At 67.7% G+C, this 16,102-nt stretch carries 25 protein-coding genes, 1 tRNA gene and 1 pseudogene; 23 read left to right on the forward strand and 4 right to left on the reverse strand.

What is annotated here, in order from left to right; translation table 11 throughout:
* Nucleotides 1-44: 44 nt before the first annotated feature.
* The 4 genes from ACLNEE_RS09460 to ACLNEE_RS09475 all read right to left on the reverse strand — a co-directional run bounded on the left by ACLNEE_RS09460 (nucleotide 45) and on the right by ACLNEE_RS09475 (nucleotide 3,386).
* Nucleotides 45-116, reverse strand: a tRNA-Gln gene (locus ACLNEE_RS09460).
* A gap of 94 nt (nucleotides 117-210) precedes the next feature.
* Complete coding sequence (locus tag ACLNEE_RS09465) at nucleotides 211-1,845, reverse strand: AAA family ATPase (RefSeq protein ID WP_411423301.1); 1,635 nt, start codon at nucleotides 1,843-1,845, stop codon at nucleotides 211-213.
* Nucleotides 1,846-1,912: 67 nt separating this feature from the next.
* Nucleotides 1,913-2,938 (reverse strand): Light dependent period protein LdpA domain-containing protein, encoded by a 1,026-nt coding sequence (locus ACLNEE_RS09470; RefSeq protein ID WP_411423288.1) that lies wholly within the window; start codon nucleotides 2,936-2,938, stop codon nucleotides 1,913-1,915.
* Nucleotides 2,925-3,386, reverse strand: coding sequence for an NAD(P)H-quinone oxidoreductase subunit N (locus tag ACLNEE_RS09475; RefSeq protein WP_411423287.1), 462 nt, complete (start codon nucleotides 3,384-3,386; stop codon nucleotides 2,925-2,927). Before ACLNEE_RS09475 ends, ACLNEE_RS09470 begins: the two co-directional genes overlap by 14 nt.
* A gap of 550 nt (nucleotides 3,387-3,936) precedes the next feature.
* Between ACLNEE_RS09475 and rplC the strand changes: the two genes are divergently transcribed.
* The 23 genes and pseudogenes from rplC to rpsK all read left to right on the forward strand — a co-directional run bounded on the left by rplC (nucleotide 3,937) and on the right by rpsK (nucleotide 16,052).
* On the forward strand, nucleotides 3,937-4,584 hold the full coding sequence (gene rplC / locus ACLNEE_RS09480) for a 50S ribosomal protein L3 (protein ID WP_411423286.1): 648 nt from the start codon (nucleotides 3,937-3,939) through the stop codon (nucleotides 4,582-4,584).
* 14 nt (nucleotides 4,585-4,598) lie between these two features.
* Nucleotides 4,599-5,234 carry a 50S ribosomal protein L4 gene (rplD, locus tag ACLNEE_RS09485; protein ID WP_411423285.1) on the forward strand — a complete coding sequence of 212 codons (636 nt, stop codon included), beginning with the start codon at nucleotides 4,599-4,601 and terminating at the stop codon, nucleotides 5,232-5,234.
* Nucleotides 5,227-5,529, forward strand: a complete 303-nt coding sequence (locus tag ACLNEE_RS09490; RefSeq protein ID WP_411423284.1) for a 50S ribosomal protein L23 — start codon at nucleotides 5,227-5,229, stop codon at nucleotides 5,527-5,529. The genes rplD and ACLNEE_RS09490 overlap by 8 nt, the downstream gene beginning before the upstream one ends.
* Before the next feature lie 15 nt (nucleotides 5,530-5,544).
* On the forward strand, nucleotides 5,545-6,408 hold the full coding sequence (gene rplB / locus ACLNEE_RS09495) for a 50S ribosomal protein L2 (RefSeq protein ID WP_411423283.1): 864 nt from the start codon (nucleotides 5,545-5,547) through the stop codon (nucleotides 6,406-6,408).
* A gap of 35 nt (nucleotides 6,409-6,443) precedes the next feature.
* Nucleotides 6,444-6,719, forward strand: coding sequence for a 30S ribosomal protein S19 (gene rpsS / locus ACLNEE_RS09500; RefSeq protein WP_213178629.1), 276 nt, complete (start codon nucleotides 6,444-6,446; stop codon nucleotides 6,717-6,719).
* A gap of 3 nt (nucleotides 6,720-6,722) precedes the next feature.
* On the forward strand, nucleotides 6,723-7,076 hold the full coding sequence (rplV, locus tag ACLNEE_RS09505; RefSeq protein ID WP_411423282.1) for a 50S ribosomal protein L22: 354 nt from the start codon (nucleotides 6,723-6,725) through the stop codon (nucleotides 7,074-7,076).
* Between the two features lie 20 nt (nucleotides 7,077-7,096).
* Nucleotides 7,097-7,825: a 30S ribosomal protein S3 gene (gene rpsC, locus ACLNEE_RS09510; RefSeq protein WP_411423281.1), complete on the forward strand. Its 729-nt coding sequence runs from the start codon at nucleotides 7,097-7,099 to the stop codon at nucleotides 7,823-7,825.
* A gap of 16 nt (nucleotides 7,826-7,841) precedes the next feature.
* Nucleotides 7,842-8,246 (forward strand): annotated as a pseudogene (gene rplP, locus ACLNEE_RS09515) (50S ribosomal protein L16); the annotation flags it as partial.
* 80 nt (nucleotides 8,247-8,326) lie between these two features.
* The gene (gene rpmC / locus ACLNEE_RS09520) at nucleotides 8,327-8,551 is read left to right on the forward strand and encodes a 50S ribosomal protein L29 (protein ID WP_411423280.1); all 225 of its coding nucleotides are present in this window, start codon (nucleotides 8,327-8,329) and stop codon (nucleotides 8,549-8,551) included.
* 17 nt (nucleotides 8,552-8,568) lie between these two features.
* The gene (gene rpsQ / locus ACLNEE_RS09525; protein WP_411423279.1) at nucleotides 8,569-8,820 is read left to right on the forward strand and encodes a 30S ribosomal protein S17; all 252 of its coding nucleotides are present in this window, start codon (nucleotides 8,569-8,571) and stop codon (nucleotides 8,818-8,820) included.
* A gap of 13 nt (nucleotides 8,821-8,833) precedes the next feature.
* Entirely contained in the window at nucleotides 8,834-9,199 is a 366-nt protein-coding gene (rplN, locus tag ACLNEE_RS09530; protein ID WP_411423278.1) for a 50S ribosomal protein L14, read from the forward strand.
* 1 nt (nucleotide 9,200) lies between these two features.
* Nucleotides 9,201-9,557, forward strand: coding sequence for a 50S ribosomal protein L24 (gene rplX, locus ACLNEE_RS09535; RefSeq protein WP_411423277.1), 357 nt, complete (start codon nucleotides 9,201-9,203; stop codon nucleotides 9,555-9,557).
* A 112-nt stretch (nucleotides 9,558-9,669) separates the two neighbouring features.
* Nucleotides 9,670-10,209, forward strand: a complete 540-nt coding sequence (rplE, locus tag ACLNEE_RS09540; protein ID WP_411423276.1) for a 50S ribosomal protein L5 — start codon at nucleotides 9,670-9,672, stop codon at nucleotides 10,207-10,209.
* Nucleotides 10,210-10,228: 19 nt separating this feature from the next.
* A complete protein-coding gene (rpsH, locus tag ACLNEE_RS09545) occupies nucleotides 10,229-10,630 on the forward strand; it encodes a 30S ribosomal protein S8 (protein WP_411423275.1) in 402 nt (133 codons plus the stop codon).
* A 16-nt stretch (nucleotides 10,631-10,646) separates the two neighbouring features.
* Entirely contained in the window at nucleotides 10,647-11,186 is a 540-nt protein-coding gene (rplF, locus tag ACLNEE_RS09550; protein WP_411423274.1) for a 50S ribosomal protein L6, read from the forward strand.
* 32 nt (nucleotides 11,187-11,218) lie between these two features.
* Entirely contained in the window at nucleotides 11,219-11,584 is a 366-nt protein-coding gene (gene rplR, locus ACLNEE_RS09555; RefSeq protein WP_411423273.1) for a 50S ribosomal protein L18, read from the forward strand.
* Nucleotides 11,585-11,598: 14 nt separating this feature from the next.
* Nucleotides 11,599-12,249 (forward strand): 30S ribosomal protein S5, encoded by a 651-nt coding sequence (rpsE, locus tag ACLNEE_RS09560; protein WP_411423272.1) that lies wholly within the window; start codon nucleotides 11,599-11,601, stop codon nucleotides 12,247-12,249.
* 8 nt (nucleotides 12,250-12,257) lie between these two features.
* Nucleotides 12,258-12,707, forward strand: coding sequence for a 50S ribosomal protein L15 (rplO, locus tag ACLNEE_RS09565; protein WP_411423271.1), 450 nt, complete (start codon nucleotides 12,258-12,260; stop codon nucleotides 12,705-12,707).
* A gap of 149 nt (nucleotides 12,708-12,856) precedes the next feature.
* Entirely contained in the window at nucleotides 12,857-14,176 is a 1,320-nt protein-coding gene (gene secY, locus ACLNEE_RS09570; RefSeq protein ID WP_411423300.1) for a preprotein translocase subunit SecY, read from the forward strand.
* An 89-nt stretch (nucleotides 14,177-14,265) separates the two neighbouring features.
* Nucleotides 14,266-14,829, forward strand: a complete 564-nt coding sequence (locus ACLNEE_RS09575) for an adenylate kinase (RefSeq protein WP_411423270.1) — start codon at nucleotides 14,266-14,268, stop codon at nucleotides 14,827-14,829.
* A gap of 65 nt (nucleotides 14,830-14,894) precedes the next feature.
* A complete protein-coding gene (gene rpmJ, locus ACLNEE_RS09580; protein WP_006173336.1) occupies nucleotides 14,895-15,008 on the forward strand; it encodes a 50S ribosomal protein L36 in 114 nt (37 codons plus the stop codon).
* A 147-nt stretch (nucleotides 15,009-15,155) separates the two neighbouring features.
* Nucleotides 15,156-15,521, forward strand: a complete 366-nt coding sequence (gene rpsM, locus ACLNEE_RS09585; protein WP_411423269.1) for a 30S ribosomal protein S13 — start codon at nucleotides 15,156-15,158, stop codon at nucleotides 15,519-15,521.
* A 138-nt stretch (nucleotides 15,522-15,659) separates the two neighbouring features.
* A complete protein-coding gene (rpsK, locus tag ACLNEE_RS09590) occupies nucleotides 15,660-16,052 on the forward strand; it encodes a 30S ribosomal protein S11 (RefSeq protein WP_006910768.1) in 393 nt (130 codons plus the stop codon).
* The last annotated feature ends 50 nt before the right edge of the window (nucleotides 16,053-16,102 follow it).

Here is a 16,102-nt window from a genome sequence, read left to right on the forward strand (position 1 = left end):
GAGTCGATGCCGGAAACGCTTCCGGGGCAGGGGCTTTGAAAAAACTGGGCCGCTAGGATTCGAACCTAGGAATGGCGGGACCAAAACCCGCTGCCTTACCACTTGGCGACGGCCCAATGCAGCTCCCGGGGAGCGTGCTGCCTCGGCACTCGCCGATGCCTAGCTAGTTACCCACAGCGGCCGGTCCTTCGTCAACGCCCCGATGGCCCCTCAGGCCGGGAAGACCCGCAGCCGCTGGTCGCCTCCCCGGCCGAACACGGCCGTGCGCACCCGGTAGCGGCTGGCGAGCTCGCTCTGGAGCTGGCGCACCCGCTCGTTGCGGGGCAGCAGTTCCACCGGCTGCCCCTGGGCCAGCACCACCTGCTCCACCGCCAGACGGCACTCCTCGAGCGCCGCCAGGGCATCGTCACCGTCGCCGCCGGGAGCCTCCGGCCGCGGGGGGCGGTGGCGCTCCACCAGCCGCTCCAGAGCCCGCTGCAGCTGGGGCAGGGCCGCACTCTTGATCACCAGGATCGGCAAGCCCAGCTCCTGGGCCTGACGCCTCACGTGGGGATCCCGGCCGAGCTGCTGACGGGCACTGAGCACCACGTCAGCCACTTCGACACTGCCCACCACCTCCACCGGCAGCTGGCGCGCCCGCACCACCTGCTCCAGCGCCGCCCGACCGATCCCAGCCGGATAGACCCGCAGCGCCGGGGCCGGTTCGACTGCGGGAGGGGGTAAGGGCCGTTCAACCGTCCCGACCGGCCGGGGCGGGGGTGACGGCGCGTCCGGGGCGGGCAGGGGCCGCTCCACCGGGCGCCGCGGGGCAGGCCCGGGCAGGGACTGGGCCGGCGGCGGGGTCTGGAGCTGCAGCCGGCCCTCGGCATCCAGCTCGCGGACCTGGGGGCGGGCCGCCTGGCCCCGCAGCAGCAGATCCACCGTCTGGGCCACATCGGCATGGACCAGCCAGCGGTTGCGGCTGTGCATCTCCACCGCCAGGGGGAAGGTGGGTTCGGCCGCCCGCTCGAGCACCGTCTTCTGGGTGCGCCGGCGGCGGGCCTCCTCATCGCCGAGGGTCACCGACTGGATACCGCCCACCAGATCGCTGAGCGTGGGGTTCTTGATCAGATTGGCCAGCTCGTTGCCATGGGCTGTCGCCACCAGCATCACGCCGCGCTCGGCAATGGTGCGGGCGGCCTGGGCTTCGAGCTCGGTGCCGATCTCATCGATCACGATGACTTCCGGCATGTGGTTCTCCACCGCTTCGATCATCACCTGATGCTGAAGTTCCGGTCGGGCCACCTGCATGCGACGCGCCCGGCCGATGGCGGGGTGGGGAATGTCGCCATCCCCGGCGATCTCGTTGCTGGTGTCGATCACCACAACCCGCTTGCCCAGCTCATCGGCGAGCACCCGGGCGATCTCGCGCAGGGCGGTGGTCTTGCCGACGCCCGGCCGGCCCATCAGCAGCAGCGAGCGGCCGGAATCGAGCAGATCGCGCACCATGGCCACCGTGCCGAACACGGCCCGACCCACCCGACAGGTGAGGCCCACGATCTCGCCGGTGCGGTTGCGGATGGCACTGATGCGGTGCAGGGTGCACTCGATGCCGGCCCGGTTGTCACCCCCGAAGGTGCCGAGCTGCTGAACCACGGCCGCCAGGTCACTGCGCCCGACCACATCCTCCCCCAGGGCCACCGCACGCCCCGGGTAGCGGGCCTCGGGAACCCGGCCCAGGTCCAGCACCACCTCGAGCAGCTGCTGGCGACTGGCGTCGCCGGCCAGGGCCTGCTGCACCGCCTCAGGCAACACCTCCAGCAGACGATCGAGATCGTCGGTGATCCGCTGGGGCGGGGCGACCACCAGGGGCGTGGTCGCAGCTGGTGAGGGGGGGATCAGCGGCTCGGAACTGGGCACCGCAGAAGCGCGTTCAGGGCCGTTCTAGCCAGGGATCCACCAGCGACCGCGCCAGCCGCAGGGCCTCCGGCCAGAGATCGGCAGCCGCCAGCAGCCGCAGCCCGCGGTGCGCTGCCTCCTGCAGCAGGGGCTGGAGGCAGCGCCGGGCCACGCCGCCGAAGGCCACACCCGCACAGGATCGGGCCAGGTCCGGCTGGCGCTGCAGCAGCGGCAGGGTGCGGCCATTGGTGCCGCCGGCCAGCTGCAGGGGGCCGGGGGGGAGCTCCGTGCGGCGGGCCCTCAGCAGCTGGACGGCGGCCCGGGCGGTGCCGTCCCCCACATCCCCCGTCATCGGCCGGCCGTCCAGCTGCCAGAGGGGGAGGAAACCGTGGTGCCGCAGGGCAGCGAAACGTTGCCAGAGCTCCGCCGCCGAGACCTCCGCCGCGGCACTCACGGCGACGCGGCGCAAGGGGACCCCGCTGGCGACAAGCTGGGTCACCCGCTGCTGAAAAGCCTCCAGCCGGCCTGGCTGGGTGTGGATCTCCACCGCATCGGGGGCCAGGTCGCGGAGCAGGGGAGGCAGGTCCTCGGGCGTCAGCAGCTGGTGGCGCTCCTCGATCAGTCCGAGGGGGCAGGCGGGAAGGCAGCGTCCACAGCCGTAGCACCGCTCCTGCAGCACCCCAGGAGCTCCGGTGGCCTCCATGCCGATCGCCAGCGCCGGGCAGACCCGTTCGCAGGGACGCGGGCAGGAGGGAGGACAGGCCAGGGGGTCAAACCAGGCCTTGCGGAAATGGGGATCGACCCCATCGCTCAGGCTGACCATCAGCCACGGCCGCGATGCGCCCTGGGCCATGGCCCAGGTGATGCCCCGGCGAGCCGCCGCGACCACCGCGGCGTCGGCGGCGACATCGACGCAGTGAACCCCCGCCAGCACATAGAGACCGGTGAGATCCTCGATGGCCGCCAGGTCGTTGTTGCTGGCGCCGCCGATCCACTTGACCCAGCGACCCTGGGCCAGGGCCAAAGCAGGGGTGCGGGCCGGGAGATCAGGCCGCGACAAGCTGCTCGAGGGGCATCCAGCGCAGCTCCCGGGCACCGCCCATCTCCACCACGAGCCGGAGCCGGGGCATGCGCCGGGTGAGGGCCACCAGGGAGCTGCGCTCGGCCGCCGACAGCACCTGCCCCTCCAGCAGCCACAGCACGATCGGCTGGTCGCCTTCCAGCAGGCTGCCCAGCTGGGGCATCACCCGGTGGACCTCGCCAACGGCGGCGCCACGACCCACGCTCTGGTGACCCAGGTGGGGCGGGCGGACCCCATGGAGCTGCAACAGGAACGCCTCGGGATCCCCCAGGCCGCGCGCCGAGGTGATCTGGGCGCGGTAGCCGGCAGCACGCAGCCGCCGGAGCAGTCGGGTTTCCGCCCCGCCCTCCAGTGGGGCGTAGAGCGCGAGGGCCCCGGCCCGCTCGAGGTCTTGCCGGAATCCACGACCGGACAGCAGCAGGGGCATCGCAGGCAGACGCGGAGCTGCCGGCGAGTCTGACAGCCCTTGTCCTTGAGAGGGTGTTGCCGAGAGAGAGGGGAAGGGTCAGGCCGTGGGGTATAGTTGATCGCTGTGCTTTGAATCTGTGCCCGACCGCTAGCCGGGCCTCCAGATCGCCGCACAAGGTCATCAGTGGTGATGACCTCCCACGGCCAGTGCGGGACAACCGGTCGCATCGCCTCGAGACCTCTGGTCCTGCGGCGATCCATCCGGAACTCGCCGGGAAACTATCCGAACGCGCTGCCTGCTCCCCGGAGCTGGCCAGTCCGGTTCAGACAAGTCCCAGCCGCGCTGATTCAGATCCTGAATCGGTCTTGCTAGCGGCCTGGATTTCGATCCTGGGATCTCTGCACTGCCCCACCGCTGGCCCCAGGGCTCAGCCACTGAGGAACGTCAAGCTCCCAAGGCCAACCAAGCCAAAGGCCAACCAAGCCCAAGGCCAAGCCAGACCGTTCACACCTCTGCATCGGCTTCACCGGAGTGATCCGGTGGTCCAGCTGGCGTTGTTTCCCCTCCTATGTCCATCGGCATTCTTGGGAAGAAACTGGGGATGTCCCAGTTCTTCGACGACGAGGGCAAGTCCATCCCGGTCACCGTGATCGAGGCGGGCCCCTGCCGCATCACCCAACTCAAATCCACCAGCACCGACGGCTACAACGCCGTCCAGCTCGGCTTCGGCGAGATTCGCGAGAAGCTCGTCAACAAGCCCGCCAAGGGCCACCTCGCCAAGTCCGGTGAGGACGTCCTGCGTCACCTCAAGGAATACCGGGTCGACAGCATCGACGGTCTCGAGCTGGGCAGCTCCATCACCGTGGAGGCTTTCGAAGCCGGCCAGAAGGTGGATGTGAGCGGCGACACGATGGGACGGGGTTTCGCCGGTTACCAGAAACGCCATGGCTTCAGCCGGGGGCCGATGACCCACGGTTCGAAGAATCACCGTGAACCCGGCTCCACGGGCGCCGGCACCACCCCGGGCCGCGTCTACCCCGGGAAGCGCATGGCTGGTCGCTACGGCGGCAAACAGACCACCACCCGCGGTCTGGTGATCCTCAAAGTGGACACCGAGCGCAACCTGCTGGTGGTCAAGGGTTCGGTGCCCGGCAAGCCCGGCGCCCTGCTCAACATCCGCCCGGCCAACCGGGTGGGCGCTAAGGCCGGGAACTGAGGAGGACCGACGACATGGCTGACTGTGTGATTCGCGACTGGCAGGGCAAGGAGGCCGGCAAGGCTTCCCTGGACCTGAAGGTCGCCAAGGAGAGTTCCGCCACCGACCTGGTGCATCGCGCCGTGGTGCGGCAGCTGGCCCACGCCCGCCAGGGCACGGCCAGCACCCTCACCCGCGCCGAGGTGGCCGGTGGTGGTCGCAAGCCCTACAAGCAGAAAGGAACCGGACGGGCCCGCCAGGGATCGATCCGGACTCCGCTGCGGCCGGGCGGTGGTGTGGTGTTCGGGCCCAAGCCCCGCAGCTACAACCTGGCGATGAACCGCAAGGAGCGGCGCCTCGCCCTCCGGACGGCCCTGATGAGCCGGGTGGCGGACATCACGGTGGTGAAGGGATTCGGCGAGAGCCTCGAAACCCCCCGCACCAAGGAGATCACCGCAGCACTCGGACGCCTCGGCATCGCTGCCGGAGCCAAGGTGCTCGTGATTCTCGACAACGCTTCCGAAGCCGTGCGCCGGTCCGTGCGGAACCTCGAGAAGGTCAAGCTGATCGCTGCGGATCAGCTGAACGTGTTCGACCTGCTGCACGCCAACAACCTGGTGGTCAGCGAGGAGGCCCTAGCGAAGATTCAGGAGGTCTACGGCGATGGCTGAGCGTTTTGCAGAACGGCTGGCGGATGTGATCCGCAGGCCGCTGATCACCGAGAAGGCCACCCGGGCCCTCGAGCTGAACCAGTACACCTTCGAGGTGGACCACCGGGCAGCCAAGCCCGACATCAAGGCAGCGGTCGAAACCCTGTTCGATGTGAAGGTGGTGGGCGTCAGCACCATGAACCCGCCGCGCCGCACCCGCCGTGTCGGGCGCTTCGCCGGCAAGCGTGCCCAGGTGAAGAAGGCCGTGGTACGCCTGGCGGAAGGCAACGCCATCCAGCTGTTCCCTGAGTCCTGAGGGGTCTGAAGACACATGGCAATCCGCAACTACCGCCCCACCACACCCGGCACCCGCACCCGTGTCGCCAGTGATTTCTCCGAAGTCACCGGCCGCGGACGGCAGCGGGGTCTGGTGGTGGCCAAGCACCGCCACAAGGGCCGCAACAACCGCGGCGTGATCACCTGCCGCCACCGCGGCGGTGGCCACAAGAAGCTCTACCGACTGGTGGATTTCCGTCGCGACAAGCACGGCGTGGTGGCCCGGGTGGCCGCCATCCACTACGACCCCCACCGCAATGCCCGCCTGGCGCTGCTCTTCTACGCCGATGGCGAGAAGCGCTACATCCTGGCGCCGGCGGGCATCGAACTCGGCCAGCAGGTCATCTCGGGACCTGACGCTCCGATCGAGACGGGCAACGCCCTTCCCCTGTCGGCCATTCCCCTGGGCTCCAGCGTCCACAACGTCGAGCTCTACGCCGGCCGCGGCGGCCAGATGGTCCGTACCGCCGGCGCCAGCGCCCAGGTGATGGCCAAGGAAGGCGACTACGTCGCCCTCAAGCTGCCCTCCACCGAGGTGCGTCTGGTCCGCCGCGAGTGCTACGCCACCCTCGGTGCCGTGGGCAACTCCGAAGTGCGCAACACCAGCCTGGGCAAGGCAGGCCGCAAGCGCTGGCTGGGCCGCCGCCCTGAGGTGCGTGGTTCGGTCATGAACCCCTGCGACCACCCCCACGGTGGTGGCGAAGGCCGCGCCCCGATCGGTCGCTCCGGCCCTGTCACCCCCTGGGGCAAGCCGGCTCTCGGTCTCAAGACTCGCAAGCGGAACAAGCCCAGCAACCGGTTTGTGCTCCGGAAACGTCGCCGCACCTCCAAGCGGAGCCGTGGCGGACGCGATTCCTGATGAACCACACCGCTCTGCTCGCTTCCTAAACCGCTATGGGACGTTCACTCAAAAAAGGTCCGTTCGTTGCCGACAGCCTGCTTCGCAAGGTTGAAAAGCAGAACGCCGCCGACGACAAGACCGTGATCAAGACCTGGTCACGCGCATCCACGATTCTGCCGATGATGATCGGCCACACCATTGCCGTGCACAACGGCAAATCCCATGTTCCGGTCTATGTGACCGAGCAGATGGTGGGCCACAAGCTCGGCGAATTCGCCCCAACCCGCACATTCCGGGGCCACATCAAGGACAAGAAGGGAGGCCGTTGATCCATGGCTAACACTGCTCCGAACCAGGCCCTCGCCCACGGTCGCTACATCCGCGGCTCCGTGTCCAAGGTGCGGCGGGTGCTCGATCAGATCCGCGGCCGCACCTACCGCGAGGCGCTGATCATGCTCGAGTTCATGCCTTACCGCTCCACCGGCCCGATCACCAAGGTGCTGCGCAGCGCGGTGGCCAACGCCGAGCACAACCTGGGTCTCGATCCCGCGACCCTGGTGATCGCCGTCGCCAGCGCTGACATGGGTCCATCCCTGAAGCGCTTCCGCCCCCGCGCCCAGGGTCGCGCCTACGCGATCAAGAAACAGACCTGCCACATCAGCATCGCTGTGGCTCCTTCCGCCTGACCCCCGAGGACACCGAACCGATGGGACACAAGATCCATCCAACCGGCCTGCGCCTGGGGATCACCCAGGACCACCGCTCCCGCTGGTACGCCCCAAGCAAGACCTATCCCACCCTCCTTCAGGAGGACGACAGGATCCGCAAGTTCATCCACAAGAAGTACGGCTCCGCCGGCATCTCCGACGTCCTGATCGCCCGCAAGGCCGACCAGCTCGAAGTGGAGCTGAAGACCGCCCGACCGGGCGTTCTCGTCGGCCGCCAGGGCAGTGGCATCGAAGATCTGCGCACCGGCATCCAGAAGACCGTCGGTGATGCGAACCGCCAGGTGCGCATCAACGTGGTGGAGGTGGAGCGGGTCGATGCCGACGCCTTCCTGCTGGCCGAATACATCGCCCAGCAGCTCGAGAAGCGCGTCGCCTTCCGCCGTGTCATCCGCATGGCCGTGCAGCGGGCCCAGCGGGCCGGGGTGCTCGGCCTCAAGATCCAGGTGAGCGGTCGTCTGAACGGCGCCGAAATCGCCCGGACCGAGTGGACCCGCGAAGGCCGTGTGCCGCTGCACACCCTCCGCGCCGACATTGACTACGCCACCAAGCTGGCCAGCACCACCTACGGGGTCCTGGGCATCAAGGTGTGGGTGTTCAAGGGCGAGGTGCTCCCGGGGCAGAAGGAGCAACTTCCCGTCGGGGCCGCTCCCCGCCGCCGGACCAGCCGGCAGCCCCAACAGTTCGAAGACCGCTCTAACCAGGAGTGATCAGGAGGCCTGAACCATGCTGAGTCCAAGACGCGTCAAATTCCGCAAGCAACAGCGAGGCCGCATGCGCGGCATCGCCACCCGCGGCAACACCATCGCCTTCGGCGATTTTGCCCTGCAGGCCCAGGAGTGCGGGTGGATCACCTCCCGCCAGATCGAGGCCAGCCGCCGGGCGATGACCCGCTATGTCAAGCGGGGCGGGAAGATCTGGATCCGGATCTTCCCGGACAAGCCCGTCACCATGCGCCCCGCCGAAACCCGCATGGGTTCGGGTAAGGGCAACCCGGAGTTCTGGGTGGCCGTGATCAAGCCCGGTCGCATCCTGTTCGAGATGGGAGGTGCCGACATCACCCCCGAGATCGCCAAGGAAGCCATGCGGCTGGCCCAGTACAAACTGCCGGTCAAGACCAAGTTCCTCACCCTGGCCGACCAGGAAGCCGCCGAAGCGGAGCTCGCGGCTGCGGCGCCGGCCCCATCCGCCGTTCCTGTGGAGTCCTGACCATGGCCCTTCCCCTCATCGCCGACGTTCGCCAACTCAGCGACGCCGACGTCATCGCGCAGATCAACGCCACCCGGCGTGAACTGTTTGACCTGCGCTTCCAGCAGGCCACCCGCCGTCTGGAGCACCCGCACCGCTTCAAGGAAGCCCGCATCAAGCTGGCCCACCTGCTGACGGTGCAGCAGGAGCGCAAGCGCTCCGCCGCCACAGCTGATTCAGCCTCCTGATACCCCCCTCGATCCCCATGGCACTCAAGGAAAGGGTCGGCACCGTCGTCAGCGACAAGATGGACAAAACGGTGGTGGTGGCGGTGGAAAACCGCTTCCCCCATCCCATCTATCAGAAGACGGTGAGCCGCACCAAGCGATACAAGGCCCACGACGAAGCCAACAACTGCAAGGTGGGCGACCGGGTCCGGATCACCGAGACCCGGCCCCTCAGCCGCACCAAGCGCTGGACCGTGGCCGAGGTGCTCACCACCTCCGCCACCACCTGAGAAGGACCGACCGATGATTCAACAGGAAACCTTCCTCAACGTCGCCGACAACAGCGGCGCCAAGCGCATCCAGTGCATCCGGGTGCTGGGCACCAACCGTCGCTATGCCCACGTGGGCGATGTGATCGTGGCGGCGGTGAAGGACGCCATGCCCAACATGGGCGTCAAGAAGTCCGACGTGGTCAAGGCCGTGGTGGTCCGGACCAAGGCCACCCTGCGCCGCGACACGGGCAATGCCATCCGCTTCGACGACAACGCCGCGGTGATCCTGGGGACCGACAACAACCCCAAGGGCACCCGCGTGTTCGGCCCGGTGGCCCGCGAGCTGCGCGAGCGGAACTTCACCAAGATCGTGTCCCTCGCTCCGGAGGTGATCTGACATGGCTACCGCAACACCCAAGGCCAAAGCCGCCGTGCGCACCAAGATGCGCCTCAAGAAGGGCGACACCGTGCAGGTGATCGCAGGGAAGGACAAGGGCAAGACCGGTGAGGTCCTGCGCACCCTGCCCTACGAGAACCGTGTGGTCGTGCAGGGCATCAACCTGCGCACCCGCCACGTCAAGCCCAGCCAGGAGGGCGAAAGCGGCCGCATCGTCACGGAGGAGGCCTCCCTGCACGCCTCCAACGTGATGCTGTACTCCACCAGCAAGCAGGTCGCCAGCCGCGTCGAGATCGTCGTGCAGAACGACGGCACCAAGAAGCGCCGCCTCAAGAAGACCGGCGAAATCCTCGATTGAGCCGGCACGCCACCCGGCATGCCGTCCCCATCCCGCGTTACACCCACCCTTCTTCCACCGATCCCCTGTCCGCCTTCTGACCACGCCCAGAAGCGCAACCTCCTCCCCCCTCATGTCACTCAAACAGCGCTACCGGGAGACGATTCAGCCCAAGCTCCTCAAGGACCTGAGTCTCTCCAACGTCCATGAAGTCCCCAAGGTGGTCAAGGTCACCGTCAACCGTGGACTCGGAGAAGCCGCCCAGAACGCCAAGGCCCTCGAGGCCTCGATCGCGGAGCTGGCCACGATCACCGGTCAGAAGGTGGTGGTGACCCGGGCCAAGAAGGCCATTGCCGGCTTCAAGATCCGTCAGGGCATGCCGATCGGCGTGGCCGTCACCCTGCGGGGCGATCGGATGTACGCCTTCCTGGAGCGCCTGATCAACCTGGCACTGCCGCGCATCCGCGACTTCCGCGGCGTCAGCCCCAAGAGTTTCGACGGCCGGGGGAACTACACCCTGGGGATCCGCGAACAGATCATCTTTCCTGAGATCTCGTTCGACAAGATCGATGCGATCCGTGGCATGGACGTCACGATCGTGACCAGCGCCCGTAACGACGAAGAGGGCCGGGCCCTCCTCCGCGAGATGGGAATGCCGTTCCGCAGCAACTGAGCCCTCTTCGGACCCGACCATGGCCAATCACGACCCGATTTCCGACATGCTCACCCGCATCCGCAATGCGAGTGAGAAGCGTCACGAATCCACCAGGATCCCTGCCTCACGCCTGATCCGCAGCATCGCCAATGTGCTGCAACAGGAAGGCTTCATCGCAGGCATCAGCGAAGAAGGCGAAGGCGTTCAGAGGCAGCTGGTGGTTGAACTCAAATACAGCGGCAAGCATCGCCAGCCCACCATCCGCTCGGTGCAGCGGGTGAGCAAGCCCGGTCTGCGCATCTACAAGAACAATCGTCAGCTGCCCAAAGTTCTGGGCGGCCTCGGTGTGGCCATCATCTCCACCTCGAAGGGAGTGATGAGCGACCGCGACGCCCGCAAGCAGGGCGTCGGTGGCGAAGTGCTCTGCTACGTCTACTGATCAGGGAGGTTGATTCATGTCACGTATCGGTAAAGCGCCCATCCCCGTGCCCGACAAGGTCACCGTTGCCCTCGACGGGCTCACGGTGACCATCAAGGGTCCCAAGGGGGAATTGAGCCGCACCCTCCCTGAGGGCGTCAGCATTGCCCAGGACGGCAACACCCTCGTGGTGAGCCCCTGCAGCGAAAGCCGCCGCTCCCGCGAGCGCCACGGCCTGTGCCGCACCCTGGTCGCCAACATGGTCGAGGGCGTCAGCCAGGGCTTCACCCGCCGCCTCGAGATCGTCGGGGTGGGTTATCGCGCCGCCGTTCAGGGCAAGAAGCTCGTGGTCTCGGCCGGCTACAGCCACCAGGTCGAGATGGATCCTCCGGACGGCGTTTCCTTCGCCGTCGAGGGGAACACCACCGTGCTCGTGTCCGGTGCCAGCAAGGAGCTGGTGGGGAACGAAGCCGCCAAGGTGCGGGCGATCCGTCCCCCTGAGCCCTACAAGGGCAAGGGGATCAAGTACCAGGGCGAACGGATCCTTCGCAAGGCCGGCAAGACCGGCAAGAAATGAGGTCTGCCTGAGCATCGTTACCCTGTATTGCCATGTCATCGCTCTCCCGCAAACAGCAGACCCAGAAGCGTCATCGCCGTCTGCGTCGCACCCTCACCGGCACCGCCGAGCGTCCGCGCCTGGCCGTGTTCCGCTCCAACAACCACATCTACGCCCAGGTCATCGACGACGCGGCCCAGAGCACCCTCTGCTCCGCCTCGACCGTCGACAAGGAACTGCGTCCCAGTGTGACGACCGGGGGCAGCTGCGACGCTTCGATGGCCGTGGGGCAACTCGTGGCCAAGCGCGCCCTCGCCAAGGGCATCTCCCAGGTGGTCTTCGATCGCGGCGGCAACCTGTACCACGGCCGGGTCAAGGCCCTGGCTGACGCCGCCCGGGAAGCGGGCCTTCAGTTCTGATCCCTGCTCTCACCATGACCGAAACCAACGATCAAGTTCAGACCAGTGCCGTGCCGGCGGCCTCCGACGTTCCCGCCGCTGCCGAAGGGCAGCAGGAGCGTCGCGGCGGTCGCGGCGAAGGCCGCGGTGACCGTGACCGACGCGGTGGCCGGGGGCGCGACAACCGCCGCGGCCAGGAGCGTGACTCCGAATGGCAGGAGCGGGTGGTGCAGATCCGCCGTGTTTCCAAGACCGTCAAGGGCGGCAAGAAGATGAGCTTCCGGGCCATCGTCGTCGTGGGGAACGAGAAGGGCCAGGTGGGCGTGGGCGTCGGCAAGGCCGGTGATGTCATCGGTGCCGTGCGCAAGGGCGTGGCCGACGGCAAGAAGCATCTGGTCAAGGTGCCCCTCACCCGGCACAACTCGATCCCCACCCTCAGCAACGGCCGCGATGGCGCGGCCAGCGTGCTGATCCGCCCCGCCGCCCCCGGTACGGGTGTGATCGCGGGCGGATCGATTCGCACGGTGCTTGAGCTGGCCGGGATCAAGAACGTGCTGGCCAAGCGGCTCGGCTCCAAGACCCCGCTGAACAACGCCCGCGCCGCGATGGAAGCCCTCGCCGGCCTTCGCACCCACAAGGAGACCGCCAAGGAGCGGGGCATCTCCCTCGAGCAGATCTACTCCTGAGCCCTCCCATGAGCCTCCATCTCCAGTCCCTCAAAGCCAATGCCGGCGCCCGTCGGCGCAAACTGCGCAAGGGTCGCGGCATCGCCGCCGGCCAGGGTGCCAGCTGCGGTTTCGGCATGCGTGGCCAGAAGTCCCGCTCGGGCCGGCCGACCCGGCCCGGATTCGAAGGCGGCCAGATGCCCCTCTACCGGCGCATCCCCAAGCTCAAGCATTTCGAGCTGGTCAACCGCCGCGAATTCACCGTGGTGAACATCGCCAAGCTGGGCGCCTGCGCCAGCGGCAGCACCGTGTCCCTCGACTCCCTCGTCAAGGACGGCATCGTGACCAGCCCGAAACACCCCCTGAAGGTTCTCGGCCAGGGCGATCTTGCGGTCAAGCTCACCGTTCAGGCGGCGGCCTTCACGGCCAGTGCCCGAGCCAAGATCGAAGCCGCAGGCGGCAGCTGCGAGATCATCTGATCGGCCGTGCGGGCTCCGCGGCCTAAGGTCTGAGCCGTCTGCCGGATGTTCCGGGAGACGGCTTTTTGATGCAGCTCCGGACGGCTCCCCCCAGCAGCTCCGCCGCTCCTGCCCCGAAGCCACGCTCTCTCTCCCCACCGAAAACCACCATGCTCGTCAGTCGGGGGCGCAACCCCAGCGCCGGGGAAATCCTCAGCCAGCTGATCCAGTCCAAAAGCCTGCGGGACCGGGTGCTCACCACCCTGGGGCTGCTCCTGCTGGTGCGTCTCGGGATCTACATCCCCGTGCCGGGCATCGACCGGGTCGCCTTCCAGGAGTTCCTCGCCCGGGGGGGACAGCTGATCGGCTTCCTCGACATCTTCACCGGTGGCGGCCTCTCGACGCTCGGGGTGTTCGCCCTGGGGATCCTGCCCTTCATCAACGCCTCGATCATCATCCAGCTGCTCACGGCGGCCCTGCCCCAGCTGGAGGATCTGCAGAAGAACGAAGGCGAGGCCGGACGGCGCAAGATCGCCCAGATCACCCGCTACGTGGCGCTGGGCTGGGGCATTCTCCAGAGCACGGTGTTCGCCCTGATCCTGAGGCAGTACGCCACGGAGGGCCTCTCGGAGCCGGTGTTCGTGATCCAGACCGCCATGGCGCTGGTCACGGGCTCGATGATCGTGATGTGGATCAGTGAGGTGATCACCGAGCGGGGCATCGGCCAGGGAGCTTCCCTGGTGATCTTCGTGAACATCGTGGCCACCCTGCCGCGGGCCCTCGGTTCCACCATCGAACTGGCCCAGAGCGGCGACCGCAGCACGGTGGGAGGGATCGTCGTGCTGGTGCTGGTCTTTCTGCTGACCATCGTCGGCATCATCTTCGTGCAGGAGGGCAACCGCCGCATCCCGATCGTCAGTGCCAAGCGCCAGGTGGGCGGCGCGAACCTGCTGGCGGCACGGCAGAGCTACCTGCCGCTCAAACTCAACGCCGGCGGGGTGATGCCGATCATCTTCGCCTCGGCCGTGGTCTTCCTGCCCCTCACCATCGCCAACCTCACCCGGAGCCCCTGGCTGATCCAGGTGGCGGGCTACCTCAACCCGAACAGCAGCACCCCCTGGCTCTACGCCCTGGTCTTCTTCGGCCTGATCGTGGGCTTCTCCTTCTTCTATGCCTCGCTCACGGTGAATCCCGTGGACATCGCCACGAACCTCAAGCGCGGCGGCGTGGCCGTCCCCGGAGTTCGGCCGGGTTCCGCCACCGCGACCTACCTGGGCGGCGTGCAGAACCGCCTCACCCTGCTGGGAGCCCTCTTCCTCGGCGCCGTGGCGATCATTCCATCGGCCGTGGAGGGGGCTACCCAGGTGAGGACCTTCCAGGGACTCGGTGCCACGTCCCTGCTGATCCTGGTCGGCGTGGCCATCGACACCGCCAAGCAGGTCCAGACCTACGTGATCTCCCAGCGCTACGAGGGCATGGTGCGCCAGTGACCGGCGCGTCCGGGCCGTGCCAGGGCCAGTCCCGCCCGAACCTGCCCATCCCTCGTTCAACCCACTCCCCGATCGCCAGCTCGACAGCCATGAAGCAGCGCCTCCTTTTTCTCGGCCCTCCAGGGGCCGGCAAGGGTACCCAGGCCCAGCAGCTCGCCGTCCACGGCGGACTGCTCCACCTCTCCACCGGTGATCTGCTCAGGGGCGAAGTGGCCGCCGGCACCGAGCTGGGTCAGGAAGCCGAGGCCGTGATGGCCCGGGGCGAACTGGTGAGCGACGCCCTCGTGCTGGCGATCGTGCGCAGCCGTCTGGAGCAGCAGGCGGCAGCAGGGGGCGGCGGATGGCTGCTGGACGGTTTTCCCCGCAACCTGGCCCAGGCCGGAGCCCTGGAGAGCCTGCTGGAGGAGCTCGACCAGCAGATCGAGCGCGTGGTGCTGATGGAGCTGGACGACGGGGTGCTGATCCAGCGCCTGCTGAGCCGGGGCCGCACGGACGACAACGAGGAGGTGATCCGCCACCGGCTCGACGTCTACCGGGAACAGACCGCCCCGCTGATCGACTTCTACCGCCAGAAGGGGTTGCTGCAGTCGGTGGAGGCTGACGGCCCGGTGGAGGCGATAGCCGAGCGGATCGTCGCCCTGCTGGAGGGCTGATCGAGCCGAAGGCGTTGACTGCTGTGATACGGTGGCGGTTTGCAAATTCGGAGAGCACAACGCCCATGAAGGTGCGTGCCTCAGTCAAGAAGATGTGCGACAAGTGCCGGGTGATCCGTCGCCATGGCCGGGTGATGGTGATCTGCACCAACCCCAAGCACAAGCAGCGCCAGGGCTGATCCGCCCCACCCGGCAGGTTCACACCTCCACCGGAGTGCTGCCCACCCGCTGACCGCGGGTCTCTTGCCGGGTCCCCAACGCTTGGGGCCCGACTCCCAGCCCCCCACCGCGCGGGGGCCCACCTGACCCCTGAATCGTTTTCCCACGTGGCTCGGATTGCCGGCGTCGATATCCCTCGCGACAAGCGGGTTGAGATCGCTCTCACCTACGTCTATGGCATCGGGCTCACCCGTGCCCAGAAAATCCTCGCCAAGACCGGGGTGAGCCCTGACATCCGGGTGAAGGACCTCAGCGACGCCGACGTGCAGAAACTGCGCGGCGCTGCCGAGAGCTTCACCCTCGAAGGTGACCTGCGCCGCCAGGAGGGCATGGCCCTCAAGCGCCTGCAGGACATCGGCTGCCTGCGGGGCCGTCGCCACCGCATGGGTCTGCCCGTGCGCGGCCAGCGCACCCGCACCAACGCCCGCACCCGGCGCGGTGCCCGCAAAACCGTGGCCGGCAAGAAGAAGTAATTCTTCCTGCGGCCCTATCCCGCGGCTCACGACCCTGCCGAAGGACGGCGTCCCGTCGCACGACGACGCCAGCCTCCCTCGTCACCAGGGTCCTCCCACGTCCCCCGATCACCTCCTGCACCCGCAGGCCTCCACACCATGGCGAAGCCAGCCAAGAAGACAGGCCCCAAGAAGGCCAAGCGCAACGTCCCCAACGGCGTGGCCCACATCCAGAGCACCTTCAACAACACCATCGTGTCGATCACCGACACGGCCGGTGAGGTGATTTCCTGGAGTTCTGCCGGTGCCAGCGGCTTCAAGGGGGCCCGCAAGGGAACCCCGTTCGCCGCCCAGACCGCCGCGGAAGCGGCGGCCCGCCGGGCTCTGGAGCAGGGAATGCGCCAGATCGAGGTGCTGGTGCGAGGTCCGGGTTCCGGCCGTGAAACGGCCATCCGTGCCCTCCAGGTGGCCGGACTGGAGATCACCCTGATCCGCGATGTGACTCCCCTGCCCCACAACGGCTGCCGGCGTTCCAAGCGTCGCCGCGTCTGATTCGACGTCCCGCCCCGACGTCCGGGCCCCTCGCCATCCTTCCCACCCTT

Source organism: Aphanothece stagnina RSMan2012, assembly GCF_046764815.1.
Taxonomy (GTDB): domain Bacteria; phylum Cyanobacteriota; class Cyanobacteriia; order PCC-6307; family Cyanobiaceae; genus NIES-981.

What these genes read in the sequence shown, in the direction of transcription:
- rplE (WP_411423276.1), top strand. Translation starts at nt 9,670, where the DNA reads ATGTCACTCAAACAGCGCTACCGGGAGACGATTCAGCCCAAGCTCCTC.
- rplB (WP_411423283.1), top strand. Translation starts at nt 5,545, where the DNA reads ATGGCAATCCGCAACTACCGCCCCACCACACCCGGCACCCGCACCCGT.
- rplN (WP_411423278.1), top strand. Translation starts at nt 8,834, where the DNA reads ATGATTCAACAGGAAACCTTCCTCAACGTCGCCGACAACAGCGGCGCC.
- rpsC (WP_411423281.1), top strand. Translation starts at nt 7,097, where the DNA reads ATGGGACACAAGATCCATCCAACCGGCCTGCGCCTGGGGATCACCCAG.
- rpmC (WP_411423280.1), top strand. Translation starts at nt 8,327, where the DNA reads ATGGCCCTTCCCCTCATCGCCGACGTTCGCCAACTCAGCGACGCCGAC.
- rplX (WP_411423277.1), top strand. Translation starts at nt 9,201, where the DNA reads ATGGCTACCGCAACACCCAAGGCCAAAGCCGCCGTGCGCACCAAGATG.
- rpsK (WP_006910768.1), top strand. Translation starts at nt 15,660, where the DNA reads ATGGCGAAGCCAGCCAAGAAGACAGGCCCCAAGAAGGCCAAGCGCAAC.
- rplC (WP_411423286.1), top strand. Translation starts at nt 3,937, where the DNA reads ATGTCCATCGGCATTCTTGGGAAGAAACTGGGGATGTCCCAGTTCTTC.
- ACLNEE_RS09490 (WP_411423284.1), top strand. Translation starts at nt 5,227, where the DNA reads ATGGCTGAGCGTTTTGCAGAACGGCTGGCGGATGTGATCCGCAGGCCG.
- secY (WP_411423300.1), top strand. Translation starts at nt 12,857, where the DNA reads ATGCTCGTCAGTCGGGGGCGCAACCCCAGCGCCGGGGAAATCCTCAGC.
- rplV (WP_411423282.1), top strand. Translation starts at nt 6,723, where the DNA reads ATGGCTAACACTGCTCCGAACCAGGCCCTCGCCCACGGTCGCTACATC.
- rpsQ (WP_411423279.1), top strand. Translation starts at nt 8,569, where the DNA reads ATGGCACTCAAGGAAAGGGTCGGCACCGTCGTCAGCGACAAGATGGAC.
- rpsH (WP_411423275.1), top strand. Translation starts at nt 10,229, where the DNA reads ATGGCCAATCACGACCCGATTTCCGACATGCTCACCCGCATCCGCAAT.
- rplR (WP_411423273.1), top strand. Translation starts at nt 11,219, where the DNA reads ATGTCATCGCTCTCCCGCAAACAGCAGACCCAGAAGCGTCATCGCCGT.
- rplD (WP_411423285.1), top strand. Translation starts at nt 4,599, where the DNA reads ATGGCTGACTGTGTGATTCGCGACTGGCAGGGCAAGGAGGCCGGCAAG.
- rpmJ (WP_006173336.1), top strand. Translation starts at nt 14,895, where the DNA reads ATGAAGGTGCGTGCCTCAGTCAAGAAGATGTGCGACAAGTGCCGGGTG.
- rpsS (WP_213178629.1), top strand. Translation starts at nt 6,444, where the DNA reads ATGGGACGTTCACTCAAAAAAGGTCCGTTCGTTGCCGACAGCCTGCTT.
- rplF (WP_411423274.1), top strand. Translation starts at nt 10,647, where the DNA reads ATGTCACGTATCGGTAAAGCGCCCATCCCCGTGCCCGACAAGGTCACC.
- ACLNEE_RS09475 (WP_411423287.1), bottom strand. Translation starts at nt 3,386, where the DNA reads ATGCCCCTGCTGCTGTCCGGTCGTGGATTCCGGCAAGACCTCGAGCGG.
- ACLNEE_RS09575 (WP_411423270.1), top strand. Translation starts at nt 14,266, where the DNA reads ATGAAGCAGCGCCTCCTTTTTCTCGGCCCTCCAGGGGCCGGCAAGGGT.
- rpsE (WP_411423272.1), top strand. Translation starts at nt 11,599, where the DNA reads ATGACCGAAACCAACGATCAAGTTCAGACCAGTGCCGTGCCGGCGGCC.
- rplO (WP_411423271.1), top strand. Translation starts at nt 12,258, where the DNA reads ATGAGCCTCCATCTCCAGTCCCTCAAAGCCAATGCCGGCGCCCGTCGG.